The organism is Paenibacillus sp. FSL R5-0527 (assembly GCF_038008055.1).
Classification (GTDB): Bacteria; Bacillota; Bacilli; order Paenibacillales; family Paenibacillaceae; genus Fontibacillus; species Fontibacillus macerans.
This window is the reverse complement of record NZ_JBBOYI010000001.1, coordinates 1509670-1535736: the sequence shown is the minus strand read 5'-3', so window position 1 is coordinate 1535736 and position 26067 is coordinate 1509670. Positions and strand designations below refer to the sequence as shown.

Genomic DNA, 26067 nt, shown 5'->3' with positions numbered 1-26067 from the left:
AGCCGATGGGGTCTCATGAAGGATTTGAACTAGTAATGGCATTCATTTTCGTTGTCAGTGTTATTGCTTTTGTTATGTTCTTGATTTGGGGTATTGCCGCTAAGATTCAAAAGAAGAAAGCCCGGTGGAAGTTTCTTGTCTCCCTGTTGAGCTTGGTAGTAGTGTTTATTGCTTTTCCTTCACCAGATGATAAAGCCACCAGGTCTGATTCTGATTCTCATGCGCAGAACAATCAGACCACAATATCGTCCCTTGAGCCGGATGAAACATCTAATCAGCAGCAGCCGAATAACGACTCATTCAGCGAAATGCTCACTTTTGATGAATTTAAGGAAAATTATCAGAATGCCGTAACTAAATACAGTCTTGACAGGTTCTCCATTAAAGATATGGAGGCAAAAGAAGAAACTGCAGGTGGCGGGACTTTTAATTATTTGCTAAATAACAACATCGCTCTCTCAGGCACCTACAATGAGAGTAAAAATATTGAAATTATTTCTTTATTGGTCGAGGGAGACGGAACTGAAGAGACTGGACAAGATATCATGGTATCAATGGGATTGTTCCTTATGGGTACAAATCCAACCTTAGAAACAACTGACACAGAGGATATACTTCGAGAAATAGGATTAGATGGAAGTGATCCGAATAAAATTATAGATGGAACCTCTACAGTCAAAAGTGGAATTCGTTACACCATGAAGCTAGTGAACGATACAAAAGTGGTTATGTTGACTGCTACAAACGCTAACGACTCTTGAGAGATAAAAACTCGATTCTCATAACATATCAGTTCTTCAGGGCTGTTGTAAAAAGTTCTATACGCCTTGAATTTTTGCATAATGAAATTACTAAGGAGGAATGCCTTTGTGAGCGACCAAATCCTGAATCAAATTTTAGAGAAACTTCAGTCAATCGAAAACAAAGTGGATGTACTGGAAAAGAATCAATCACTTATACAGGAAGACATCCGTTCCATAAAAGCAGATACGACTGACATTCCATTAATTAAGCGAGCTGTTCTGGAAACCCGTGATGATCTAAAAGAACTCGGCAGCTCCCAAACGAAGATTAAATCAGAGCTTAACACCCATGAATACAGTATCGACATTCTTAACCGCCGGCAACTTAAACTAGAAGCCGGTCTGGAAAAACTCAAAAATAAATAATCGCTGCAATTCCTAAGCCGGTAACGGCTTTTCTTTTCAGCCCAAAAACGAACATACATTCTCGTACTGGAGGAAATCACCATGTTTAACTACTACCAAATGACCATTTTGGAAGAGTTCGTAGAAGCGACCTACAAGCGGGTTAATATCACAAGCCCGCTCCATATCACCGTAAAAGAGTTGGCCCAACGCTTGAATGTGTGGGTTCACTACAGACCGGTCGGCAGCCGGGCGTTGGAAGCCGTACCTGGGATGTACAGCATGTTCTTAGATAGTAGGCTAGATCCAGATCAGCAACGTCTGGACTTTTTACACGAGCTGTGCCACCTGCTCCGACATGCAGGCAATCAAATGACCTTGCCGGAATCATTCACCAGGATGCAGGAAATTGAGGCCGAGCAGTTTGTCCTATACGCTTCCATGCCGGCGTCAATGGTATCCCGGCTAATCATGCCTGATAGCCGCACAGAAGCAATATCCTGCCTGATGGATACGTTTGGTGTCCCCTACGATCTCGCTGCCATACGAATGGATCAAATTCAACGCCGCATATTACTTGGCTATCGAGAGAGCAAACGTAAGCGTCGAGTTTATGAACCTGTGTGGTCCCAGGAAACAAAAAGAATTCTGAAACAACTCGATCGCCAATTAATCGCAAGGGGGTTGCCCGGTTATGAAGATCATGGCCTTGTGTGATTCGTACAAGCTGCCGGCCGTCGTCAAAAAATGTGAAATTTAATAGTTGGAGGACATTATGAAGGGTCATATTGCAAAAAAGGGTAACAAGTACTATATCGTTGTTGATATGAAGGATGAGGCGGGTAACCGCAAAAGGAAGTGGCTTTCGGGACCCAATGGAGGATTTGAAAAGAAGCGTCAAGCGGAACTCGCCATGCCTGACATCCTTAAGGCTTTGCATGAGGAAACTTTCGTCGAGCCCACAAAAAAAACGTTTGGTGAAATCCTCAAAGTTTGGCTGGAGGATAAAAAACCGACGGTAAAATATAATACTTGGAAATCGTACGAATGGTTAGTTAAAACCCACATCATTCCGGCGCTCGGAAAAATCCAAGTGTTAAAATTACGACCGCAGCACATCCAAGATTTTTATTATAAACTGCTTGAGAAACTGTCCGTTGGATCTATTAGAAAAGTGCACGTCATTATTAATGATGCCTTAAGTCGAGAGGTTTCCTGGGGGCACATTAAACAAAACGTGGCCCAATTCGTAAAATTACCATCCGGTAAAAAGTCCAAATTTAAAGTACTTAATGAAGAACAACTAAAAATATTCCTGGACGCAACCAAAGAAGACCAATACTACGAAGCATTTGAAATCGCAGCGTCAACTGGCATGCGGCAGAGCGAGCTTTTGGCATTGCTATGGACCGAAGTGGATTTGAAAAGAAAAATTGCTTCCGTCCGTCAAGCATATACACTGTCTGAAGACGGGGGGCATGATTTTGACGATACAAAATCGGATAGTAGCGAAAGGCCGATTGCACTATTTCCGCATACAGCCGAAGTTTTAGAAGCACTGTTTGCCAAACAACAACAAAGACAAAAAGACAACAAACTTTACAAAGATTCCGGGTTGGTTATCCAGACAAGCGTAGGGACGCCTTTAAGCCCAAGAAATCTGATGCGTAATTTTTATAGGATATTAGATAAAATTCAAGAGGAGCACCCTGATTTTCCACGCATTCGCTTCCAGGATCTCCGTCACACGCACGCAACTTTACTTTTAAAAGCGGGTATTCACCCAAAAATAGTCCAGGAACGTTTAGGCCATTCATCCGTGATGGTCACATTAGACATCTATTCACACGTCCTTCCTAATTTGCAGGAGGCGGTATTAAAAAATATAGGTGATTCCATAACCGGTAGCTCTACAACTGAGCTCGGAACGAGTGAATCGCCCACTTTACTCGAATAAAGGGTAGAAAAATGGTAGAAGATCGGCTTATCACGCAAAAAAGCACGGCCCCCGAAAACCTCGGAGGCCGCGCCGTTCTTGACATTATGGAGATGCTGATGAAGGGATTCGAACCCCCGACCTACGCATTACGAATGCGTTGCTCTACCAGCTGAGCTACATCAGCAAGTTCACTTTTAGCGAACAAAAATTATTATACCGCGTTTTTTAAAAAATGCAAGCCCTAAAGTTTGGAAATTTTACGCAAACCCGTTTTGCCCGGAATTTGTGGTGCTTTCGGCGCATTGCGTGCCGCGCAACGGCACAACCACGTGCTCCTACCACACACATGGCGCTGCCACAACCAAGCCGCTTGCACTACAGCTTCTCTCTCACGGATTGGAGCTTCTGCTCGGACGAACTCGCTTTGTCGCGGCGGTCGTCGATCTTGATCGAAGTCGACACCCGGCCGGCGCCCGACTGGAACGGCGCTTCATGAATCGCCCGGATCGCCGCAAATACGTCGTCCAGCGATCCTTCAATGATCGTGCTCATCGACGTCAGCGTGAACTTAACGCCTTCCTGCTTCTCCAATACCCGCTGCAGCTCGGCCACGTAGGAGCTTAGGCTGGTGCTGCCCGTACCAATCGGAATAACCGTTACTTCCGCAATCGCCATTTCCGTTCCCCTCACTTTACTGTATTTATTCCTATATTATTTTATCAATTCCCCGCCGGTAAATACAAACAAAAAGGAGCTCAAAAATATAAGAACAAAAAATGTCGTTATTCCGGCGAGATTCGTCAATTTGAGAAAATAAAGGAAATTTATGTCGCTATTTTCTCGGACCGTAACAAAATACCGGAAATCTGGACCGTTCATAGGAAAATAAGAACAAAAAATTCCGCTAATGGGGATGAACATGCTCAGCCCCGGATAATAAGTACATAAAGTTCCGCTATTTTGAAGGCCGGCGGTTGGCTGTTCCAGTAATCGGTGGTTGGCCGACGGTCGACCAGTAGGTTGGCCGTTCCAGTAACCGGTGGTTGGCCGACGAACGGTCAGCCGTTCCAGTAACCGGTGGTTGGCCGACGAACGGTCAGCCGTTCCAGCAACCGGCAGTCGGCCGACGAACGGTTCGCCGTTCCAATAACCGGCTGTCAAGCCCCGATTTCTAGGTTGAGCCACCAAAAAAATCAAAAAATTTTTTTCGTTCCCCGCTCCGCGCATCACCTGCGGGCTCCGGCGGTTTTGTCCCGGCTTCCGGCTTGTCCATGTGATGCAAGTCACACTTTCAACACAATATATTGTGCTAATCTTGTTTCAGCGAAACAAAATATAGTGTGAAACACTAAAACCTGCGAGGAACAGGCAGGATGTCCGTATGCAGCTTTTACATATGCCTTATTGGATCGACAGCCGTTGTAGTTGTAGAAGAGTCTTCACTAGGCAGCGCATTCGGGCATGTTCAACCTGGGCAGGTTGGAGATGCCTTTTTACTTAGCGTTAAATAAATTAGCTTTTGGGGAGGAGCATTTAGATATGGCATTGCTAAACCAAACCTTCACCGGCCGGGATACCATGCTGGATGAAGTCATTCAAATGGGCGAGGAAATCATTCAAAGCCGCAACCTGGAGGTGCTGCGCGAGAACGCGAATTTGAACGGCGAAAGCTTCTCGGGGAAAATGAGCAAATTCGGCAGCGAGTACGCCAGATGGTATGCGACGCATTTCATCCTGCCCAAACGGGTGGTGCAGGCGATTCAAGACAATATCGTCTACGTGCATGATCTTGATCAATATGCGATCGGAACGACGAACTGCATTTTCATTCCGTTCGAAAAGCTGCTGCGCGAAGGGTTCAACACCGGCAACGGCAGCGTCAGACCGCCGAATTCGATCATGACCGCGATGGCGCTGGTGGCGATCATTTTCCAATCCCAGCAAAATTCCCAGTACGGCGGCGTATCGGCCAACAAGCTGGATTTCGACCTCGCTCCCTACGTGGCCAAATCGTTCGAGAAATATTTCCGCAAAGGCCTGGAATATTTCGAAGAAGGCGCCCAGGGCGCCGAATTGGCCGGGAACGGAGACATCTCGATGAGCCGCAGCGACCTGCAGGAGCGTTGTCCGAAATCGTTTAAATTTGCGCTGAAGGAAACCGAAACCGAAACGCTGCAGGCGGCCGAAAGCCTGATCCACAACCTCAACACGATGTCGAGCCGGGCCGGCGGGCAAATCCCGTTCACCAGCATCAACTACGGTACCTGCACATCGCCTGAAGGGCAAATGGTGATCAACTCCCTGCTGACGGCCACGATGCGGGGGCTGGGCAGCGGGGAAACGCCGATTTTCCCGATCCAGATTTTCAAATGCAAACAAGGCGTCAACCAGAACCCGGACGAACCGAACTACGGACTGTTCCTGAAAGCGGTGGAATGCTCGGCCAAGCGGCTGTATCCGAACTTCGCCAATCTGGACGCCCCACTCAACCTGATGCATTACGATCCGAGCGATCCGGACACGGAATTCGCCACGATGGGCTGCCGCACCCGGGTGCTGGCCGACCGGTTCGGCCGGAACCATCTTTCCGGCAAAGGCAACCTGTCGTTCAACACGCTGAACTTGGTCAAGCTGGGCCTCGAGCACGGCATTGCGCTGGGACGGCGGACAGAGGCGGACGAGCGCGGTTTCTACCGCGAGCTTACGCATTACATGGACATCGCCCTGGAAGGGCTGCTGCATCGGTTTAAAATTCAAGCGGCCCAAAAAGCCAAGGCATCCGACTTTATGATGCGCGAAGGCGTGTGGGAAGGCGGCGAACAGCTTGGACCGGAGGACCCTGTCGGCGATTTGCTCAAGCACGGCAGCTTGTCGATCGGGTTCATCGGGCTGGCGGAATGCATGAAGGCGATGTACGGTAAGCACCACGGAGAGGATGAAGCGGTCTATCAAAAAGCGTACGAAATCATCGCCTACATGCGCGATTACTGTGACCGCCAAAGCGAAATTCACAACCTGAACATCACGTTGTTCGCCACCCCGGCGGAAGGCTTGTCCGGAAAGTTCACGAAACGCGACCGCGCGGTTTACGGTCCGATTCCCGGCGTGGCGGACAGAGAGTACTACACCAATTCGTTCCACATCCCGGTGTATTACAACATCAGCGCGGCAAAAAAAATCGAGCTGGAAGCCAAGTTCCACGGGCTTTGCAACGCGGGAGCCATTTCGTACATCGAACTTAACGGCAATGCCCGGAACAATCAGGCCGCTTTTCTGAAAATCGTTCAATACGCCCTGCAGCAGCAAGTCAGCTATTTCAGCATCAACCATCCGATCGACCGCTGCTCGGCCTGCGGCTACGAAGGCATCATCGGGGCGACCTGCCCTTCCTGCGGCAGCCATGAGAACGATGTGCACATCCGCCGCCTGCGCCGGGTCACCGGGTATCTGACGGGGGATTACCAAACGCGGTTCAACGCCGCCAAACAAGCGGAAGTCCGCGACCGGGTCAAACACGACGCATGAATATTTGCGGCTACTACCCGGAATCCATCAATGAAGGCGAAGGCCTGCGGGCCGCAATCTTCATCAGCGGCTGCCGCCATTACTGCAAGGGCTGCTTCAGCCCGGAGACGTGGAATTTCAATTACGGCGAGCCGTTTACGCCAGAGCGGGAAGCGGAAATCATTCATGACATTAAAAATAACCCCCTGCTGAGCGGTCTAACGATTCTCGGCGGAGACCCCTTTTTCTCCGCCGCCGAGGTCAGCGGGTTTATCGACCGGCTTGTGGCGGAAACCGGGCCGATTTCGATTTGGATTTACAGCGGGTATACGTATGAGGAATTGACAGAGCATCCCTGTTCCCCCGAATATGAGCTGCTGCGGCGCTGCGAGGTGCTGGTGGACGGGCGTTTCGTCCAAGAGCTTCGCGACCCTGCCCTGCTCTATTGCGGCAGCTCGAACCAACGGCTGATCGATATCCGGCGAAGCCTGGACAGCGGACAAGCGGTTCTTTGGGAGCCAAGCCTCCCGTTCATGCGATAAATATGATCCTCGAAGAGCGCAGATGGCTGCGCTCTTTTTTTTTCGGACGCCTCCCCAAGCGCTTGTTAATCTTCAGTTTAAAAAGTGGGATATAATAGAATAATGTCGACTTGCAAAGCAATCCGTTCGGGAAGGAAGTTTGATACATGGATTTGTTGATTACGGTTATTTTACTGCTTATCTGTCTGGTCGTTTCCAACATCATCAGCCACTACATTCCGTTTATCCCCACCGCGCTCACCCAAATCGTGTTTGGCATCGCCATCGCGCTGGCGTTCAACGGGATTCATCTGGAGATCGAAACGGAATGGTTTTTGCTGTTGTTCGTAGCCCCGCTGCTGTACAACGACGGAAGGCACTTCCCCCGCGAAGAGCTGTGGAAAATGAAGGGGCCCATTTTCGGCAACGCCATCGTCCTCGTTCTGCTGACCACAATCGGCGGCGGTTATTTCATCCACGCGATCATTCCGGAAATCCCGCTCGTTGCCGCCTTCGCGCTGGCCGCGATTCTGTCGCCGACCGACCCCGTTGCCGTAAACGGGATCGCCAAGCGGATTCATATTCCGGACAAAGTGCTGAATCTCGTCCGCGGGGAGTCGCTGATCAACGACGCTTCCGGTCTGGTTGCCTTCAACTATGCGGTCGCGGCGGTTGTGACCGGCTATTTTTCGCTAAAGGAAGCCGTTTACGACTTTACATACATGTTTATCCTCGGCGCCGTTTTGGGCCTCGTGCTCAGCCTGGCCATGACCTGGCTGCGGTTTTCGCTGCGCAAACAGGGCATTCAGGACGCCACCCTGCATTCGCTGCTGCAGATTCTGACTCCGTTTCTTATTTTTATCGTCACCGAAAACCTCCTGCACGCTTCCGGCGTCATTGCGGTTGTCATGGGCGGCATCGTCCATTCCCTGCTGCGGGAACGAACGGAAACGCTGCTCGCCGAGGAGCAGGTCTTGACGGAGAATATATGGCAAACCGTGCTGTTCATCCTGAACGGGGTCGTCTTCCTGCTGCTGGGGCTGATCATCCCCTCGTCCATGCGCGCCACGGTGGAAAACCCCAACATCGGCAATACGCTGGCGATCGGCTACGTTTTGGCCATCGGGGTTGCCATATTGGCGATTCGTTTTGTCTGGTCTTATTTCTTCTCGCTGTACGATTACAAGGTCTCCAAGTCGCAGGAAACCCCCAAGCCTTCCGTTAAAAACAGCCTTCTGGTCAGCCTGACGGGCGTTCGCGGTGCCGTTACGATGGCCGGGGTGTTGTCCATTCCGTACGTGGTCGCCAGCGGACAGGCTTTTCCCGAACGGTCGCTCATCCTGTTTTTGGCTGCGGGCGTGATTTTGTTCACCCTGATCGCGGCTACCCTCTTGCTGCCGCTGTTCAGCAAAGGGGCGGTCGAGGGCGAAGAAACGGACGAGTACATCGATATGGCCGAAGCCCGCAGCCGGCTGCTGCGGGTCGCGCTGCAGAAGATCAAGGCCGAAATGAACGATTACAATAAAACCGCCGCCTATCAATTAATGGACGAATACAAAATGCTGTTCCGCCCCATGTATCTTCAGCAGGACGCCCACAGGCTGGAGCGGTCGGAAGCTTTGGGGAGAATGACCGAAATCCAGCTTGGGGCGTTAAAAGCCGAACGGAATTACATTCACGAAACGATGCAAAGCGGCGGAATGAGCAAAGAGATGTTCGAAACTTTCGAGAAGGCGCTGGACCTTCGCGAAGAAGGGCTCTGCAGAACCGCCCGCGCCCGGATTTCGTTCCTTATCGGCAGCGCCGTCCGCGACTGGCGGCGGGCCACCCGCAAATACCGGCAGTTCGCCAGGCTTCACCCCGGCCAGAAAATCCAGGTTGAGGCGCTGCAAGCGGCGCTTGAGTACTTGAAGGGCCTAACCCGGGAAAACGAACAGGACCCCGCCCTGCAAAGAGTGATTCTCCAGTACAAGCGGGTCATCGCCCAATTGACCGGTCCAGGGCCGCAATTCAGCGAACAGATGGAAGCGCAAAAAGAAGAACTGCGGATCCAGGTGATGGATGCCGAACGCGCGGAAATCCACAACATGTACGAAGCCGGCAGCATCAATTGGGAACAGGCCAGGGAGCTCAGAAGAATGGTCAACCAGGTCGAAAGCGTCACGCTGATCGAACACGCGGAATAACAAGAATGGCAAACAAAGGGGCGTTCCGGTTGGCCTTACCAACCTTTGGAGCGGCCCTTTTTTTCGGCGCAAGGAACCTTTTCTCCCGCTGGTTCGTCAAGTAAACAAGATAAATTACGGAAGGAAGTGTACCTGCAAATGTCGCAATGGGCTGTAAAAATCATGCTGTCACTGTCGGTAACCGCGATGTTGGCGGGAGCTTTATTAACGGGGTGCGCCGATAAAAAGGGGGCTGCCGGCCCGGGACCCGGGCCAACCGGTACGGAGCAAAACGCGCCGGGGCAGGGACAAGCAAACAACGCTAACGGAAGCGAAAACGCCGGCGGAAGCGGTGGCGGAAATGGTGGCGGAAGCGATGGCGGAAATGGCGCTGCGGCGGCATCCGGCTCCGAACAAAACCGCATCCTTGAACAGTTTGAGCGTCTGCAAGCCGGCCAATCCGAGGCCAAGGACTATCTGGCCTTTTTCGATGAGCATTTGGCTGCCCTGCCCCAGGACGACGCCGACCGGCTGATGCAGAAACTGCTCGCTTTTTACGGGGAAGACCTGCTCAAAACGCAGGATAAATTTGCCGAAGAAGCCGTCCTCCAGGCGCTCGGCGAACTCGGCTGGCCCATTTTGGACGAACAGCTGAAGCAGATCAAAGACGCTGCCGTCCGCCAAACCGTCCTGGGCGCCCTGGCCGGCGGCTACAAGCTGGAAACGGCCGAAGGCATGGTGTTTCCCGTGGTCGACTACGGAGCGCTTAAAAAATACAATCCGGCGCTAAGCGAAAAAATGCAGGACTTTATCGCGCTGCTCGCCCTGGATTCGGACGCCAAAATGGCCAGCGACGGCGGGCTCGTCATCACTTGGGATGAATTGGCCAAGCGGGCCGCCGCCGCCGAACAATATTTTACCCGGTATGCAGGTACGCCTGAGGCCGAGCAAGCTAAAAAGCTGTTTTATACCCGCTATCTGACCACCTATCTTTACGGGCTGGACAATACGCCGATTTTCGATTTCGACACCTTCAAGTTAACCGACGAAGTCAAAGCCAGTTACGAACACACGGTCAAAACGTACCCGGGCACAAAAACGGCCGCAGCCGTGCAAGGCTTTCTGAACGTGCTGAAAAGTACGGATTGGCAGGTGTTCACCAAAGAAAAAGGCATGCAAACCGATATCCCCGCGGTAAAACAATACCGCGACCGCGTTCTCGCCGGAGATGCGGATTAAGCCTTAAATCCCGCAGGTGCTGCGTTTGCCGTTCAAAGCGGAAACCCGCAGCTTTGCCCATGGCAGCGGCTGCCCTTCCGGATGGCTTATGTGCACCGTCCGGCTTTCCCCGGGAAGCAGGTCAAAGTAGTTGTCGCTATAGCGGACGCGGCCCAGCGGCAGCTCCAGCTTCACGAACCGCGCGGCCCCCGGCCCCGCCGCGGTTACCGTCACCGTTTGCGCCGCCTCGTCCACCCGCACGTCCAGCCGCGTTCCCGGCAGGCGCAAATCCTTCGGGTCGCGCAAGTAGTAGCGGTTCGCCGGGGCGGCAAAACCGGAGGCGGTCAGCACCGCCGCGACCTCTTCCGGCGCGGCTCCGCGCAAGGCGGCCGCTTCCTCCAGCGCGCCGATCCGCACCGCGGATTGCGGCGGAATGTCCGCCGCAAAAGCGGCCCGGTTCAAGGCGCCCCCGCCGCTCAAGGCGTGCACCGTCAGCTCCACCGTCCCCCGCAGCGGCTCCAGCGTGTCATTGACCACCCACACCTTCAGCGGTTCGCCCGGCTCATGCTCCAGCGAAAGCAGCACGGGGCTATAGAACGTTTTGGCATAGTAAAAAGAAGCCTTCGGCAGCAGTTCGTAATCGATCATGGACCAACTCGTGCCCGGCCAACTGTCGTTCAGCTGCCAGACGAGCGCGCCGCTATTGCGATGCCGGTTCCGCCGGAAATGTTCAATCCCGTACTTTAGCCCCTCGGCCTGCGTCAGCATTGAAAAATCCATGTATTCCTCAATATCGCGGGGAATCCCGGTATAGCCCTCCATCAGCAAAATGCCTTTGCGGTGGTTCGTATCCTTGTTGCGGTAAGCCATCTCCGCGCTCCCCCAGACAAACTGGCCGGCAGGGATGTTTTTTTCCAGCGTGTAGCGGTTCGCTGAGGCGTGCATGCCGAATTCGCTGCTGAACAAGGCGAAATCCCGCTTATAATTTTTGAACGTTACGCCCTCGACGCTGTAATCGAGCCGCGGCTTCTCCCCCTGCATCCGCGGATACACCGAACCGTGCCACACCTGCCAGTTATGGCGGTCTCCGGTGTGCGGATCGTTGGCGTCGTAGCCGCCGCCTGCCCCGTAAGGCGAAGAAGGCCAATACGGGCGGGCCGGGTCCAGCTCAGCCAGCACCTCCGGAATCAGCTCATGATAAATGCGCTCCCCGAAAAAGGGCCCGGTTATGTCCCCGGCGGCGCTTTTCATGTCGTACAGCCAGTCGATTTCATTGTTGCCGCACCAGAGCGCGAGGGACGCGCGGTTGCGCAATCTTTTGACGTTATCGATGACTTCGTGCCGCACGTTGTCCATAAAGTCCTGGTTGAAATCGGGGAACAACGCGTTGGCGAAGGCAAAATCCTGCCACACCAGCACGCCCTGCCGGTCGCATTCGTCATAAAAGACATCTTTTTCGTAAATGCCCCCCGCCCAGACGCGCAGCATGTTCATATTTCCTTCTACCGCTAGATCGATCAGCCCGCGATAGGTGGACTCCGAAATCGAGCCGATCAGGTTGTCGGCCGGAATCCAGTTGGCGCCTTTGGCATAAACCTTAACCCCGTTAAGGATAAAAGCAAACGCGTTGCCGCCTTCGCTGTTCCGCAGAGCAAGCTCCAGCGTGCGGATGCCGAACGGCTGTATGCAGCGGTCAACCTCCTCGCCTTCGGCGCGCAGCACGACCTCCAGCGTGTACAAGTACGGCTCGCCCAAATCGTGCGTCCACCACAGCCGGGGAGCGCGGACCCGCAGCTCGGTCTCGGCCCGTCCAAAAGCTCTGCCGGCCCCATGGGTGTGGGCGGTTCCGCTGCCGGTCCCGCCGCTGTTAGCACCGGCGCTTCCCAGGCTGCTCTCGCCCCCGCTATCACCGGCGCATCTCAAGCCGCCGTCGCTGCTGCCTGCACTGCTGCCGGCACTGCTTGTGTTGCCTGCCCCGCCATCGCCGCCTGTGCTGCTTACGCCACTACCGCCGTCATCACCTTCACCAACGAAACTGCCTGCGCCTTCGGCAGCGCCGCCTTGTCCCGCCCGGCGGTCCCCAAGGACCGCCAGGACGGCGCATGCCGCCTCCAGCCCAGCGGCATCCAGCAAGCGGACCACAGCCTCGGCCCGTGTCCCCTTCCGGAAAGCCTCGGCCTCCGCGCTAATATGAAGCACCGCTTCCCCGGCCTCCACGGACCGCGTGCAGGCGTACACGCTGGTCAGCTTGGCCAGCTTGCGGCGCGTGAGGTGCACCTTGCCCCAGATGCCCGCGGTCACGATTCTCGGCCCCCAGTCCCAGCCGAAATTCATTGCCGCCTTGCGGATCCAGGGCCGTTCTTTTGTATAGGAGGACCATTCGAACTGTTCCTTGTCCTGGTGATGCAGATACAGCGGATCGAACCTGACGGCCAGCACGTTCCAGCCCTCGCGCACAATCCGTGTCACGTCGAAAACATACTCCCGGAACATGTTGGCCGTCCTGCCGATTTCATGCCCGTTGACGTAAACCGCCGCAAACGTATCCAGCCCCTCGAACTTAAGCTCGATTCGCTCCCCTTGCTCCGGCGCGGCGTCCAATGTAAACGGTGTGCGGTACCACCATTCCTTGTGCTCGATCCAACGGCATTTGGCATCGTTATGCCCGAAATACGGAGGATCGATGATGCTCCGTTCCAGCAGCGCCGAATGCACGTCCCCCGGCACGGCGGCGTCGATCCAAAAGCGGTCGTCCAACCCCGGCGCCGCCAGTTCATGGGCAGGCTTTTCCCCTACTTCAAAATGCTGCAGTTTCCAAGGACCCGACAATTCCATGCTGCTTCCCTACTTCCCGAAAAAATTTGGTTTATGCCTCCCCATACAGCAAACCGCCGCCCAGCGCCTCCTCGCGGAACTCGCTGGGCGTTTTTCCCGTGTGCTTTCTGAACAGACGGCTGAAATATTTCACGTCCTCATATCCGGTCATCGCAGCGATTTCGCTCACCTTGGCCGGGGTTACCGCCAGCAGATTCATCGCCCGGCGCATCCGCATCCCGGTGACGAAGTCGCCGAAGGTGCTCCCGGTTTCCTTTTTGAACAGCTCGCTGAGATGGCCGGGGTGAAGGTGCACGTACGCGGCCACGCGCTGCAGGCTGAGCGCCTCCGCCGGGCAGGACGCCATATACGCTTTGGCCCGTTGAACGTGGGACATTTGACTGCCGCCGAGCGACGTATGATACATATTCATAATGCCGAGCAGATGCCGGAACAGCTCATCCTTCAGCCTTCCGTCTTCCGGCTGTTCCTGGAGCCAGGGCTGGAGGCGCACCTTCTCCTCCCGGCCGACGGCGCGGAGCGTCCGCTCCAGCCAGCGATGTCCGATGGCCGCGGCCGAATGAAGGCAGGCCCGGAACGATTCGGGCGTGCACTCCGGGTCCGCCGCAAGCGTATCGGCCAATTCCTGCGTCCACGCTTTTAAGGCCATCCGGTCATGGTCCAGCAAAATCATCCCCAGGGCAGTTTCCTCCTCCTGGGTCAATACCGTTTTTCCGCCTTTCCGTCCCGCCAAATCGGCATAATCAAACATCGTCCCCGGCAGCAAATCATGGTATCTGAACGCGGCGGCTGCCGTGACGTAACTCCGATGCGCCTGCTCCTCCCCCGCCACCGTCTCTCCCGCGGCCACCCGCAGCCGGCACTTGAGCAAGCCTTCAATCCGCTCGAAGGCGCCTTTAAACCGCTTGGCCCCGGAAGGCTCACCGGCGGTAAGCGGGACGGCGCAGACGATGAATTCCCGGTAGATCAGCACCGCGGCGCCAGGGATCAAATCCTCCAGCATGTTCTGCACGGCAAACCGGAGCAGTCCGCCGGCCGCTCCGTTCGTCCCCCAGCCGTCGGCGCACAGAAGCAGCACCTGCCAGCGGTCCGCTTGTTTTGCCGCCCTTCTTCCTCCTGCTTCCGCATCTCCGGCGGCAAACGCTTCCCCGGCTAACGGCTCGCCCTCAACGATCCACTTAAGCAGCAGCCGCTGCCGCTCTTCGCGGGCCAGCCGCAATGCCCGCGAATCTTCGGCGCGGCGCTCCGCGATCCGCTGCTTGGCCTGCAGCACCGTCTTGATGATCTCCTCCGGCTTGCTCGTTTTGAGCAAGTAGTCGCCGACCCCTTGGCGGATCGCCTGCTGAGTATAGGCAAAATCCCCATAACCGGACAGGATGACAACCTCCAGCGCGGGGAGCATCCGTTTCGCTTCCTCGGCCAGTTGGAGTCCATTTTTGCCGCTCATGCGGATATCCGTCATCAGAATATCCGGCTTCTCCTCCCGGATACGCTTCAGCGCTTCTTCGGCCGAAGCCGCCGGAGCCAGCAGCGTCAGCCCTAGCTCGTTCCAGGCGATAACGCTCGCCAGTCCGGTCCGGATAATGACCTCGTCGTCAACGATCAACAATTTCATGGCGATACCTCCATGATCGGAATAGAGAACGAAACCTCCGTCCCCTCGCCTTCCCGGCTGTCCACTTCCAGCCCCGAGTCCCGGCCGTAATGCAGCAGCAGCCTTTCGTGCACATTGCCGAGCCCGTATCCGGCGTTGGGGACGGCTTCTCCCGGATCGTCCCGCACGGGATCGGGATCGGGATCAGGATTAGCCTCACTCCGAGCCCTCTGCCCCCCATCGTAACCAGCCTCCTCCCGAGTCTCCCGCACAGCAGGAGCAGCAGCTCCGCTACGAGTCTCCAGGCCCCCGCCGGCAGCTGCTCCTCGGACCGCAGCGCCAGTTGCTCCTTGGGCCACAGCGGCAACTGCTCCTTGGGCCACAGCGGCAGCTGCTCTTTCACGAGTCTCCCGAACCGCAGCGGGAACAGCTTCCCCCCGAGTCCGCAGCTCCAGCATCCGGCGCACCTCGGCCAGCCGCTCCGAGGTCATGCCGGGTCCGTCATCCAGGACCGCCACTTTCATCCGCCTTCCCTCCCGCTGGATCAGAACGGTGATCGTTCCAGGACCTTCGCGTTTCTGGATGCCGTGGATCAGCGCATTTTCCACCAGAGGCTGCAGCAGCAGCTTCAGCATCCATTTGTCCAGCAGCCCTTCATCAACGATATAGTCGACGGTAAATTTGTCGGGAAAACGGATCGACTGCACCCGCGCGTAATTCCGGATATGCGCCAGTTCCTGCTCCACCGGGCAGTACTCCTTGCCTTGATTCAGGCTGATCCGCAAAAAGTCGCTAAGCCCCTCGACCATCTCGGCTATCCGCTTCTCGTCCGCCATCAGGGCGATCCAATGGATCGAGGACAAGGTGTTGTACAAAAAATGCGGGTTGATCTGCGCTTGAAGCGCCCGCAGATCGGCCTCCTTCTTGCGCGCTTCGCCGCGGATGACCTCCCGCTTAAGCCGTTCGATGTGCGCGCCAAGCATATTGTAGCTTCGGCCGAGCCGGCCGATTTCATCGTCCGTGCCAACCGTAAAACGCGGCAGCGGCCGCTCCGGATCGATCCGCGACAGATGACGGGTCAAAACGCGCAGCGGCAGCGTGATCCGGCGCACCGTCAGCCAGATCAGCGCAGCGCAGACCGCCACGGACACCCCTACGACAGCGGCCGTCAGCGTCAGAATGTAGCGGTTTTCGGCGCGGTACTGCTCATACGGCACCGTCCCAAGCAAAATCCAGCCAGTGAGCGGCTCCCGGCGGTACAGGACGGTCGACTTTCCCCTACCTTCGCCGTATATGACGCTGCCGCTCCCGTTCTGCTGCCGGCCGGCGTCTTCCGTCAGCAGTGCGAGCAGGCCGGGCGCATAGGCGGCCAACGGCCGGCCCAGCCGCGACTTGTCGGCGGAGGAGAGAATGGTTCCCTCCGCGCTGATCAGTTCAATCCTGCCCGCCCCCTGGCCGAAATCCGGCTCATTCCAATTCCGCGATAATTCCCGCTCATCCAGGCTGATCGCCAGCCATCCGAGACGGCGGAAATCGTAGATGCTGCGGATCGGCCGAAACAAGGTAATGACCTGCGTATCCCCGGCATAATCGCGAATCCGGTAAACGTCCGACCACCTTTTTCCGCCGGCGGCGATAGCTTCCTTAGCAGCCGCTGGAAGCTCGCTTTCGTACCAAGTGGCCGTGGACAAACCGGCGTCAAACCGCTCCGGATAAACGGCGATGTTGGCGATATAATGCTTGGAGGCGGCCAGGTTCGTCATGCGCCCGACAAGCGCCGTCCGCTCGGCTTCCATATCCTCGTTTCTGCTTAGATAGGCCTGTAAATCGCGCTCCCCGATCAGGAAGATCGACAGCGTCTCGATGTCCTCCAGCATAAACCGCAGGTTAGCGTCCATCTGCTTCAGCATGTCGCTGCCCGTCAGCTTGGTTTTTTCCTCGGTGATGTTGGAGGAGATCAGAAAGGCAAACAGACCAAGCGCCAGCATCGGCACGATCATAGACCCCGCGATCACTACCGACAGCCGCCGCTGCAGCGATGAAGTCAGCCAACCTCGCATGATGCCCCTCCCCTTCTCTCTAAGGTGATATGGAAACCGTCTATTGACGCTCTTCCTGCAAAACAGCCCACGTCCTGCAAGCGGGGGGGCTTGAGACGTTAGTGGGGGCTTGGGACTTTAATGGAAGTAAACACGCTAGAGCTTGGATAATAAGTACACAAAGTACCGCTATTCTGAAGCCGATGATCCTCGTCCCAGTTGACCGCCGTTCCAGACGATATCCGTTCCAGTTAATCCTCGTTCCAGTTGACCGCCATTTCCGGACGATCGCTCGCCCCAGCAGCCGACTGTCAAACCAAACGCCGCTCTCCATGTAGTTAAACTATCGATGTTGAACTATTGATTTGCACGGATCAGGGCAGCCGTACGAAATGTTCTTACCTGCCCCCTATCCTTTCACCGCGCCGGCGGTCATCCCCTTCATCATCTGCTCCTGGAACAGCAAATAAAGCGCGATCGTCGGCAGCACGGACAGCGTCATCGCCGCCAGCGTCAAGCCGTAATCCGTTTGGTAGCCGTCCGCGAAGTTGGCGATGGCCAGCGGCAGCGTTTTGAGCGCCGTTTTGTTGATAAACACGAGAGCGAACGAGAAATCGTTCCAAGCGTGCAAAAAGCTGATGATCGTGACCGTGGCCAGCGCCGGCACCGACATCGGCAGCATGATGCGGAAAAACAGACCCCACAGCCCGGTCCCGTCGATAAACCCGGCCTCCTCCAGCTCGCGCGGCACGCTCGTCAAATACGCCGTCAACACGAAAATCGCCGTCGGCAGCGCAAAAGCGGTATAGGGCAATATCAACGCCCAGTAGGTGTTCAGCAGCGACATCTGCTTCATCAGGATAAACAGCGGCACCAGCGTGCTGTGAATCGGGATCAGCATGCCGACTACGAAAAAGGCGAGCACCCCGCCCTTCCAGCGAAACTGGAAGCGGGCCAGCACAAAGGAAGTCAGCGCCGCGATAAACAGCGTAAGCGCCAAAGATCCGGCCGACACCATCAGCGAATTGCCGAAGGCCGCTCCCAGCCGCGAGCTTTCCCACGCCCGCAAAAAATTGTCCCCGCGCCACACCTCGGGCAGCCCGAAGGGACGGGCATAAAAATCCGCATTCGTTTTAAAGGCGCTGATCACCAGCCAAAAAAACGGGTACAACGTTAAAATGCCATAGATCGTCAGTCCCGTCCATAGAATTCCATTCCTTATTTTTCGCAGAACGCCATGTCCGTCTCGCGGCGGCGCTTCTGCGGATATCGGCGTAGCCGTGTGCATCCCTGAATCCTCCCTTCTTGATTACGCCGTGCTTTCACAGCGTGTTCTCACGCCGCGCTTTTCCTACGGCTCGTCAGCCATTGGCTCGTTCCGATCAGCAGCAAACTGATCACCATAATCGTCGTCGAGATCGCGCTGCCGAAGCCGTAGCGGTAGGTCGAAAACGTCGAGTTGTACATATACGTCGCCAGCAGCTCGGTGGCGTGGGCCGGCCCGCCTTTCGTCATGATGTATACGAGGTCAAACGACTTCAGGCTCCCGGAAATGCACAGGACGACCGCGACCTGAACCGTGTTTTTGATCATCGGCAGCGAAATGGCCCACAGTTTGCGCACCCCGGACACCCCGTCGATTTTGGCCGCGTCGTGGATTTCCCCGGGGATATTTTGCAAAGCGGATATGAAAATGATCAAATACAGGCCCACAAAACTCCAGATCAGCGGCGGCAAAAGTGAATAGATCGCAATATTCCCGTCCGACAGCCACTGCAGCTTCCAGTTCTCCAGTCCAAGCGCATCCAGCAAAAAATTAAGAATCCCGATTTGCGGATGGTAAATGTACTGCCAAATCATCCCGATCACCACCGTCGAAAGCACCATCGGCAGAAAAACGGCCGAGCGCAAGAACCGCTGCACCCCGTTCTCCTTATGCAGCAGCACCGCCAACGCCAGTGCCAGCGGGATTTGCCCGAACACCGAAGCAAGCACGAAAATAATGTTGTTTTTCAGCGCCCGCCAAAACACGGGGTCCCGCAAAATTTCCGCATAATTGCCGAGCCCATTGTATTTCGCCTCGCCGATGCCCGACCAGTTGAAAAAGCCGTAATACGCCGACCAGACGACCGGTACAAACACGAACAGCGCATAGAGAATCACGGCGGGCGCCAGGCCCGTGAAGATAAAACGCCTGCTGCGCAGCGCATTCATAAGTCTCACTTCCCCTTGATTAAAATAACCCCCTCCCCTCAAGGGGAAGGGGTCTAAGTTTAGTTCGCCGCTACGGCAGCCTGCGTATCCTGGATTTTACGGGCGATTGTCTCCGGATTGCCGCCCATCAGCAGCTCCTGCAGCCCGTTGTTGACCACCTCGACCGTGGCCGAGCCGAGCTTGGAATCATAGACCGGCACAATTTTGATCCCCTGTACCAAGTCGTACAGCTCCACGAACAGCGGGTGCGCTTTGCTCTTGTCCAGCTCGATGTTGTAGCTGACCAGGGTGCTGCTGTCCAGCGTCGCCTTTTGTCCGTCCGGCCCGGCCAGCGCGTAAAACAGCTTCATCGCGGCTTCCTTTTTGCCGCCATCCAGCTTTTTGCTGACGCCAAGACCCGTTCCCACGACGCCGGAGGTCGTAGCCGGATCGCCTTTGCCGCCCGCAATCGCCGGAACGATCGTGATATGCGTGTTGTCCAGCACCTCAGGCGGCGCGTTGTTGACCAGGTTGGCCAGCGCCCAGCCGCCGTTAACGACCATCGCCGCGTTGCCCTGGAAGTACAGCTGCATCATCTGCGTTTCGTCCAGACTGTTGAAGCCTTCCTGGAACGCGTTGATTTCCCCAAGCTTCTGGAATGTTTTAAGCGCCTCGATGAATTCAGGGTCGGTAAACTTGGCCCCATCCTGCTCCACCGCTTTCAGGAACCAGTCCGTCCCCGTAATCCGATCCGCCACCGTGCTGAAAAACGTCGACTGCGCCACCCAGTTCGCTTTGTTGCCCAGCGCGATCGGAATCACGCCGTTGTCGTTAAACGTTTGGATCGCCGCCTCCAGCTCCTCCCATGTTTCCGGCACCTTGACGTTGTATTTTTTGAACAGTGTATCATTGTAAAAAATAAAAGAGCTCGGCGCCAGGTTCATCGGTACGGAGTAGATTTTGCCGTCCACGGTGTAACCGTCCAAGGCGTTCGGGATGAAGCCGTTTTTCCAGTCCGGGTTGGCGTTCAGTTCGTCATCGATCGGCTGCAGCAGATCGCCTTTGACGAACTCCTTCGTCATGGCGTCCGGCCACATCACGAACAAGTCGGGCATTTCGTCGGCCGCCGCCACCGTGCGCAGCCGGGTTTTCAGCCCGTCGGTCGGCAGCCCTTCGTCGACCACCTCGATGTCCGGGTTTTGCGCCCGGAAATCTTCAATGATTTTCCGCATCGCTACCGCCTTGGCGTCCTGCCCGGTCCAGTTATGCCAGATCGAGATGCTCACCTTCTCCCCGCCATTCCCGCCGCCATTCCCGCTGCCGCTCCCGGCGGTTTCGCCTCCTCCGCCGCACCCGGCCAGCAAAAGCGCCAGCATGGCGGTGCTGCATATCATAGCGATCCATTTTTGGGTTAGTCTCTTTTTCATATCCGGTAATTCCCCCCTCGTTTTATGCTTAACCCCATTGTAATGTTAGCGCTGTCAATTTTGTAAGGTGACGATTCGCGGCATGAGGGGTGAAAAATTTCGGATGAGGCCCCGCGCGATTGGAGCGATTGATGTGCGGTTTCAACCCGCTGTTAGAGTCAGGTTCTTATCGATCAATCCAAGCAACTGTTGTAAGGCAACCAGCCAATCGTGTGTGCCGACTTCTTCGCACAGCAAATAAAACAAGCCACTGAAGGAACGTGCGTTGTACTTTACCTGGTTTGTGCCTTGTGTCCCTGCCTACTGCCTGCCTTTGCACGATTATTCCTTTCGTTCAGGGAGCAGGGGGGGGCTAAAGCAAGCCATGGGTTCCAAAAAAAGAAGTGGAAAAAACAAACAATGATAAGGAAAAAATGAGGCGGTTCAGGTGAGATTTTTGGCTTGATAAGAGAACGTACGTTTGGTATAATGAAATAAACGGAACTTATGTTCGTATATTCTTGATTCGGGGGCGAGTAAACATGGAGGTCAATACGGGAACGGAACTTCAGCCATTCAGCAGCCGTTTTAACAGCGAGCAGGACTGCATGGAGGCGCTGATCGCGATGAAGTGGCCAAACGGCTTCGTCTGCCCGCGCTGCGCTCACACCCGGTGCAGTCGCCTGACTTCCCGGCACATCCCCTTATTCGAGTGCGGAAAGTGCAAGCATCAAACATCGCCTTTGGTCGGCACGATTTTTGAAGGAACGCATCTCCCCCTGGTGAAGTGGTTTCAGGCGCTGGAGTTGTTCTTGCTCCCTGACGGCATCTCGGCGCTGCGGCTGCGCCAGGTGATCCGGGTCGCCTACAAGACCGCGTGGTCGATGCTGCAAAAAATACGTCATGCCGTGGGGGAGTTCGATGCCCGAGAGCTGCTCTCCGGAGACGTGAAGGTGAACAGCGATCAGTATGGTCGTAATCCGTCCCGGTGTCAGCTTTCGCATCCGTACGCCTCGGCGGTCGTAGCCGGCTGCACGGTCACGGAGTCGGGCGAGCCGGAGCAGGTCAAAATCCGCCTGGTGCCGCATAAGCGGGGAGGCGAAAAAAGGGCGAACCGTCACGAACTCGATGCGTTCATCAACGGGCACGTGGATGTCCATACATCGGCGGTACAGTTGTTCCCTCAGGCCTTTCGGCTTTATACGCCTTTGCGGAAAGTGGTGAGAGAGGCGTGGGAATCGCTGAAGGGTACGTATGGAGCCTTGGGACTGAAGCATCTGCAGGCGTACCTAAACGAATACACCGTACGCCGTCGGCTGCGCCTGCCCGGAGCGGCAGAAACGATGCGGCAGAAGTTGCTGCGCATGTGTGTGGCGATTCCGGCGATCCCTTACCGCCGGCTGATCGCGCGCCAACCGAACCAGCCCCTTGGGGCAGCAGCCTGATCGGGACGCTGGAACGGTGGGGGGAGTTTGATGCAGATCAACTTAATGGGTTCTTGATCTTCTGTCTTGCTCTCTTGTCCGGGTTGTTTCACCTCCCCTAAACCTGATTCCTTCTCCTAAGCCCGTCTAAATTATCTCGAACCTATCTGCTTCTCCACCAAATATTTTTTCTCCCAAGCTTATCTTTCTCTCTGCTTCCTGATTAAACGGGATAATCGTGCAAAGCGCCCGGACAGCGAGCGTTGATCTGACACCCACCCCATTTCCCTGTCCTCAAGCTTTCGGGCGCCCTTCCGCGTTTCTTGCCGCGATCGGTTTTCGGCTTGACTGGCAAGCAAGGATTATAAGGTTGGGCCAGACACCTCTTCTGTCCGCCTATCTTAATTCTTTGAACACCTTCAGTTCAGGGACTCAAGCTGATTTTTGCTCCCCGAAAGTTGAGTTATTAATTCTAAGGTAAAAAAACGAGGCCGCCCAAACGCAGTTCAACACTGCGCCGGGACAGCCCCGCCTTCGAATTAAGGTAGCTGAGTTCTTCCCCTTAAGGATTGCTGGGTTCTTCCCACTAAGGGTTGCCAAGATCCTCCCCATGGGACGCGATGACTTTTTTGTACCAATAAAAGCTTTTTTTGCGGACCCGCTCCAGAGTTCCGTTCCCCTCGTCGTCCTGATCCACGTAGATGAATCCGTATCTTTTTCGCATCTCGGAGGTGGAGGCGGAAACCAGGTCAATGCAGCCCCAACTGGTGTAGCCCCATAGCTCCACCCCATCCTTGATCGCTTCGCCCATCTGCTCGATATGGCGGGCAAAATATTCGATCCGGTAATCATCCCGGATGCTGCCGTCCGCTTCGATTCGGTCGACCGCGCCAAGCCCGTTTTCCACGACGAACAGCGGAATCCGGTAACGATCGTACATCTCCTTCAAAACGAAACGCAAGCCAACCGGGTCGATCTGCCAGCCCCACTCCGAGGATTCCAGATAAGGGTTGGCCAGCCCGGACGACAGATTGCCCGCCGCCTGCCCCGCCCCGCCGCGCACCGCGCCTTCGGGATTGGCGCTGGTCGTGACCGACATGTAATAGCTGAACGCCAGATAATCGACCAGATTGTCCCGCAGGATGACCTCGTCCCCGGGTTGCATCTCAATCGCCACGCCGTGTTCCTCCCAGTACCGCTTGATGAACGACGGGTAAGCGCCACGCACCTGTACATCCGTACAAAACTGCGCCATCTGGTTCTCCTCCTGGGCTTTCAGGATATCCAGCGGGTGGCAGGTGTAGGGATAAATCAGCTTGCGCGCCAGCATGCAGCCGATTTTCGCCTCCCCGTCCAATTCACGGCAGCGTTTGACCGCCAGCGCGCTGGCCACAAACTGATGATGCAGCGCCTGAAAGGCCAATTGCTTCGGATTAACTTCACCTTCCACAAGCACGCCGGCTCCCAAAAAAGGCGCCTTCAAGGTACAGTTAATCTCATTAAAAGTCAGCCAATATTTAACCTTGCCTTTGTAGCGCGTAAACAAAACCTCCGCGTAGCGGACGAAAAGTCCGATCAGTTCCCGGGAAGCCCAGCCGTTGTAGCGCCGCACCAGCTCAACCGGCATCTCGTAATGAGAGATCGTCACCAAAGGCTCGATCCCGTGCTTCAACAGCTCGTCAAACACCCGGTCGTAAAACGCCAGCCCCGCTTCGTTGGGCGCCTCATCGTCCCCGTTCGGAAAAATCCGCGGCCAGGAGATCGACAAGCGGAACACTTTAAATTCCATCTCCGCCAACAGCGCGATATCTTCCTTATACCGGTGGTAAAAATCGATCCCCCGCCGTTTGGGGTAGTTACCCTCCGTATCCGCGATCGCTTCCTCCAGCCGGGCGCGGGTCATGCCAAGCAGTTCCTCCAGGCTGCCGCGCTCCTCCGGCGGAACATAACGGACGACATCGGCGGTCGACAGCCCTTTTCCGGCTACGTTATAAGCACCTTCGACCTGATTGGCCGCAACCGCCCCGCCCCACAAAAAATGTTTCGGAAAAACACTCGCCATAAACGAACCTCACCGCCTTATCATCTAAAAGTTCTAAGCCTGCACCTAAAAGTTCTAAGCCTGCACCGCCGCCTGCTCTCGCTCCTTCGCCTCGGCCGCTTGCTCATCGGCCAGCGCCTCGGCATCGGCCTTTTTAAAGAACGGATAGTACATCGCCACGCTGATCGCGATCAGCACGATTTGGAACAAGCCGACGCGCCAGCCGCCGGTCATCCAGCCGTTGAAAATGATCGGAATGCCCAGCGGAACCTGTACCCCGTTGAGGACGGGCAAGATGCCCAAAGCGGTCAGCAGAATGGCCAGTCCGCTCGTAATGATCGGTGTCACGATAAACGGAATCATCAGGCGCAGGTTCAGCACCAGCGGCAGCCCGAAAATAACCGGCTCGTTTACGCCGATAAAGCTCGGCACGATCGCCAGCCGGCCCAGCGTTTTATAACGTTTGGACTTGGCGAACAGCATCGAAATAATCAACCCAAGCGTGGCCCCGGCCCCGCCGACCAGCACATACACGGGAAAAAACGGCGAGCCGACGATATTCGTGCCTTCCAGCCCCTGCTGGTACGCCTGAAGATTTTCCAGACCAAGCGTTACCCAGATCGGACCAACGACCGAGTAGACGACCAGAGTTCCGTGCACGCCGAAAAACCACAGCAGATGGATGACGAACACGCAGACGAGCATTGCCCACCAAGTGCCGCCGAGGCTGGTTAACGGAACCTGAATGATGTTGAACACAAACTCATGCATATTCCCGTAAGGAGTCGACCGGAAAATAGCCGCCAGAACAAGCAGGATGATTGCTATCAAGAATCCGGGGGTTAGCGCCGCAAACGATTTTTCCACGGTTGGCGGAACGCCCTTCGGCATTTTGATGTAGAACTTTTTCTCCAATACAAAAACGTACACTGTACCCACCAGCAGGGCGACGATAATGGCAACGAACAGCCCTTTCGCCCCCAGCCAGGAGTAGCCAATCGCAGCCGTCGCCCCGTCATCCAGCAGGCCCTTCGGGGTTACGAGCAGAAATCCCATCAGAGCCAGAATTCCCGCCGAAAAGCCCTGCTGTTTCTTTTGCGTGGCAAAATTGTACGCAATCGAAAACGTGGCATAAAGCGCGATCAAATCGGTCGTCACCGTCATCGGCATCGAGGTATACGTTTTCAGTCCGCTGCTTTCCAGAAAAGCCTGATACGCCTCGATCTTGAGCGCATTGATCAGAGAAAATATCGCGCCCAGGATGAGGATCGGCATCAGGGCCATCAGCCCGTTGGAGATCGAGCTGATGTAAATGTTCTTCTGCACTTTGTTGCTGATTTTTTGAATTTTAACTCTCCATTCAGCGCCCCCCGCCATTCTATTTGACTCCCTTCTCCATCAATTCGAAGGCCGTGGCCAGCACTTTCTCCCCATTCATCATGCCGTAATCGGCCATATCGATGGTCGTCACCGGGATTTGCGGATAAGCTTCGGCCAGCTCCGCTTCGGCATGGCCCATTTGCGGCCCGAGCATAATGATGTCAAACGGCGCCTGCGCGTCGATGTCGCTTTCGGCCACGGCGTCGATCAACACTTCGATGCTTTGGGCCCGCGCCGCCTCCTTCATCCGTTCTACCAGCATGCTTGTCGAGAATCCTCCGGCACAGGCAAGCAAAATCTTTTTCATCACTAATTCACCGTTCCTTTCATTTGTTGTTGCAGCGCCAGGCGCGCTTTGATTTCTTCGATCAGCTCCACAATCAGCTCACGCACGGTGAGCGCGTTCATCAAATGGTCCTGTGCGTGGATCATCAGCATGGTCACTTCCGCTTTTTCTCCGCGCCCTTCGGCCTGAATCAGCTTGGTTTGGACTTTGTGCGCGTCCTTGAGCTTTTCCTTCGCCTGCTTGACCAGCTCTTCGGCTTCTTCCAGCTTTCCTTCGCGCGCGATCCGGACCGCTTTTAAGCTTAGACTTCTGGCTTCGCCGCTGCTGGCGATGATTTGCATAACCGTTTGTTCGTATTCCATATGGTTTCTACC

At 55.5% G+C, this 26067-nt stretch carries 21 protein-coding genes and 1 tRNA gene; 9 read left to right on the top strand and 13 right to left on the bottom strand.

Going from position 1 to position 26067, the window contains the following annotated elements; genetic code table 11:
- Positions 1 to 35 precede the first annotated feature (35 nt).
- The 4 genes from NYE69_RS06700 (at position 36) to NYE69_RS06685 (ending at position 3105) form a co-directional block, all read left to right on the top strand.
- On the top strand, positions 36 to 761 hold the full coding sequence (locus NYE69_RS06700) for a hypothetical protein (RefSeq protein ID WP_340925339.1): 726 nt from the start codon (positions 36 to 38) through the stop codon (positions 759 to 761).
- Between the two features lie 108 nt (positions 762 to 869).
- Positions 870 to 1169, top strand: coding sequence for a hypothetical protein (locus NYE69_RS06695; RefSeq protein ID WP_340925337.1), 300 nt, complete (start codon positions 870 to 872; stop codon positions 1167 to 1169).
- An 81-nt stretch (positions 1170 to 1250) separates the two neighbouring features.
- Positions 1251 to 1865, top strand: coding sequence for an ImmA/IrrE family metallo-endopeptidase (locus tag NYE69_RS06690; protein ID WP_340925335.1), 615 nt, complete (start codon positions 1251 to 1253; stop codon positions 1863 to 1865).
- A gap of 58 nt (positions 1866 to 1923) precedes the next feature.
- On the top strand, positions 1924 to 3105 hold the full coding sequence (locus tag NYE69_RS06685) for a site-specific integrase (protein WP_340925332.1): 1182 nt from the start codon (positions 1924 to 1926) through the stop codon (positions 3103 to 3105).
- A 93-nt stretch (positions 3106 to 3198) separates the two neighbouring features.
- Here the strand turns inward: NYE69_RS06685 and NYE69_RS06680 are convergent.
- From NYE69_RS06680 to NYE69_RS06670, 3 genes are all read right to left on the bottom strand, one after another.
- Positions 3199 to 3271: transfer RNA gene (locus NYE69_RS06680), tRNA-Thr, on the bottom strand.
- A gap of 191 nt (positions 3272 to 3462) precedes the next feature.
- A complete protein-coding gene (locus NYE69_RS06675; protein WP_340925330.1) occupies positions 3463 to 3762 on the bottom strand; it encodes an MTH1187 family thiamine-binding protein in 300 nt (99 codons plus the stop codon).
- A 36-nt stretch (positions 3763 to 3798) separates the two neighbouring features.
- Positions 3799 to 4317: a hypothetical protein gene (locus tag NYE69_RS06670; RefSeq protein ID WP_340925328.1), complete on the bottom strand. Its 519-nt coding sequence runs from the start codon at positions 4315 to 4317 to the stop codon at positions 3799 to 3801.
- A 309-nt stretch (positions 4318 to 4626) separates the two neighbouring features.
- On the opposite strand from NYE69_RS06670, the gene NYE69_RS06665 reads away from it, so the two are divergent.
- From NYE69_RS06665 to NYE69_RS06650, 4 genes are all read left to right on the top strand, one after another.
- Positions 4627 to 6612, top strand: a complete 1986-nt coding sequence (locus tag NYE69_RS06665; protein ID WP_340925326.1) for an anaerobic ribonucleoside triphosphate reductase — start codon at positions 4627 to 4629, stop codon at positions 6610 to 6612.
- A complete protein-coding gene (gene nrdG / locus NYE69_RS06660) occupies positions 6609 to 7133 on the top strand; it encodes an anaerobic ribonucleoside-triphosphate reductase activating protein (protein ID WP_328271612.1) in 525 nt (174 codons plus the stop codon). Before NYE69_RS06665 ends, nrdG begins: the two co-directional genes overlap by 4 nt.
- Positions 7134 to 7279: 146 nt before the next feature.
- Positions 7280 to 9298, top strand: coding sequence for a Na+/H+ antiporter (locus NYE69_RS06655; RefSeq protein WP_328271611.1), 2019 nt, complete (start codon positions 7280 to 7282; stop codon positions 9296 to 9298).
- Between the two features lie 138 nt (positions 9299 to 9436).
- Positions 9437 to 10516 carry a hypothetical protein gene (locus tag NYE69_RS06650; protein ID WP_340925322.1) on the top strand — a complete coding sequence of 360 codons (1080 nt, stop codon included), beginning with the start codon at positions 9437 to 9439 and terminating at the stop codon, positions 10514 to 10516.
- A 3-nt stretch (positions 10517 to 10519) separates the two neighbouring features.
- On the opposite strand, the gene NYE69_RS06645 is transcribed toward NYE69_RS06650, so the two are convergent.
- From NYE69_RS06645 to NYE69_RS06620, 6 genes are all read right to left on the bottom strand, one after another.
- Complete coding sequence (locus tag NYE69_RS06645; protein WP_340925320.1) at positions 10520 to 13330, bottom strand: beta-mannosidase; 2811 nt, start codon at positions 13328 to 13330, stop codon at positions 10520 to 10522.
- A 31-nt stretch (positions 13331 to 13361) separates the two neighbouring features.
- Positions 13362 to 14945 carry a helix-turn-helix domain-containing protein gene (locus NYE69_RS06640; protein WP_340925318.1) on the bottom strand — a complete coding sequence of 528 codons (1584 nt, stop codon included), beginning with the start codon at positions 14943 to 14945 and terminating at the stop codon, positions 13362 to 13364.
- The gene (locus NYE69_RS06635) at positions 14942 to 16984 is read right to left on the bottom strand and encodes a sensor histidine kinase (protein WP_340925316.1); all 2043 of its coding nucleotides are present in this window, start codon (positions 16982 to 16984) and stop codon (positions 14942 to 14944) included. The genes NYE69_RS06640 and NYE69_RS06635 overlap by 4 nt, the downstream gene beginning before the upstream one ends.
- A gap of 388 nt (positions 16985 to 17372) precedes the next feature.
- The gene (locus NYE69_RS06630) at positions 17373 to 18251 is read right to left on the bottom strand and encodes a carbohydrate ABC transporter permease (protein WP_340925314.1); all 879 of its coding nucleotides are present in this window, start codon (positions 18249 to 18251) and stop codon (positions 17373 to 17375) included.
- A 47-nt stretch (positions 18252 to 18298) separates the two neighbouring features.
- Complete coding sequence (locus NYE69_RS06625; RefSeq protein ID WP_340925312.1) at positions 18299 to 19177, bottom strand: carbohydrate ABC transporter permease; 879 nt, start codon at positions 19175 to 19177, stop codon at positions 18299 to 18301.
- A gap of 59 nt (positions 19178 to 19236) precedes the next feature.
- Positions 19237 to 20583: an extracellular solute-binding protein gene (locus NYE69_RS06620; protein WP_340925309.1), complete on the bottom strand. Its 1347-nt coding sequence runs from the start codon at positions 20581 to 20583 to the stop codon at positions 19237 to 19239.
- 521 nt (positions 20584 to 21104) lie between these two features.
- On the opposite strand from NYE69_RS06620, the gene NYE69_RS06615 reads away from it, so the two are divergent.
- Positions 21105 to 22007 carry an IS1595 family transposase gene (locus NYE69_RS06615; RefSeq protein WP_340925306.1) on the top strand — a complete coding sequence of 301 codons (903 nt, stop codon included), beginning with the start codon at positions 21105 to 21107 and terminating at the stop codon, positions 22005 to 22007.
- Positions 22008 to 22572: 565 nt separating this feature from the next.
- Here NYE69_RS06615 and NYE69_RS06610 read toward each other — a convergent pair.
- From NYE69_RS06610 to NYE69_RS06595, 4 genes are read right to left on the bottom strand one after another with little or no spacing between them, the layout of a single operon-like run.
- Positions 22573 to 24048: a glycoside hydrolase family 1 protein gene (locus NYE69_RS06610; RefSeq protein ID WP_340925304.1), complete on the bottom strand. Its 1476-nt coding sequence runs from the start codon at positions 24046 to 24048 to the stop codon at positions 22573 to 22575.
- Between the two features lie 54 nt (positions 24049 to 24102).
- Complete coding sequence (locus NYE69_RS06605; protein ID WP_340925302.1) at positions 24103 to 25404, bottom strand: PTS sugar transporter subunit IIC; 1302 nt, start codon at positions 25402 to 25404, stop codon at positions 24103 to 24105.
- A 1-nt stretch (position 25405) separates the two neighbouring features.
- Positions 25406 to 25714, bottom strand: a complete 309-nt coding sequence (locus NYE69_RS06600) for a PTS sugar transporter subunit IIB (RefSeq protein ID WP_340925300.1) — start codon at positions 25712 to 25714, stop codon at positions 25406 to 25408.
- Between the two features lie 2 nt (positions 25715 to 25716).
- The gene (locus tag NYE69_RS06595) at positions 25717 to 26055 is read right to left on the bottom strand and encodes a PTS lactose/cellobiose transporter subunit IIA (protein WP_340925298.1); all 339 of its coding nucleotides are present in this window, start codon (positions 26053 to 26055) and stop codon (positions 25717 to 25719) included.
- Positions 26056 to 26067 lie beyond the last annotated feature (12 nt).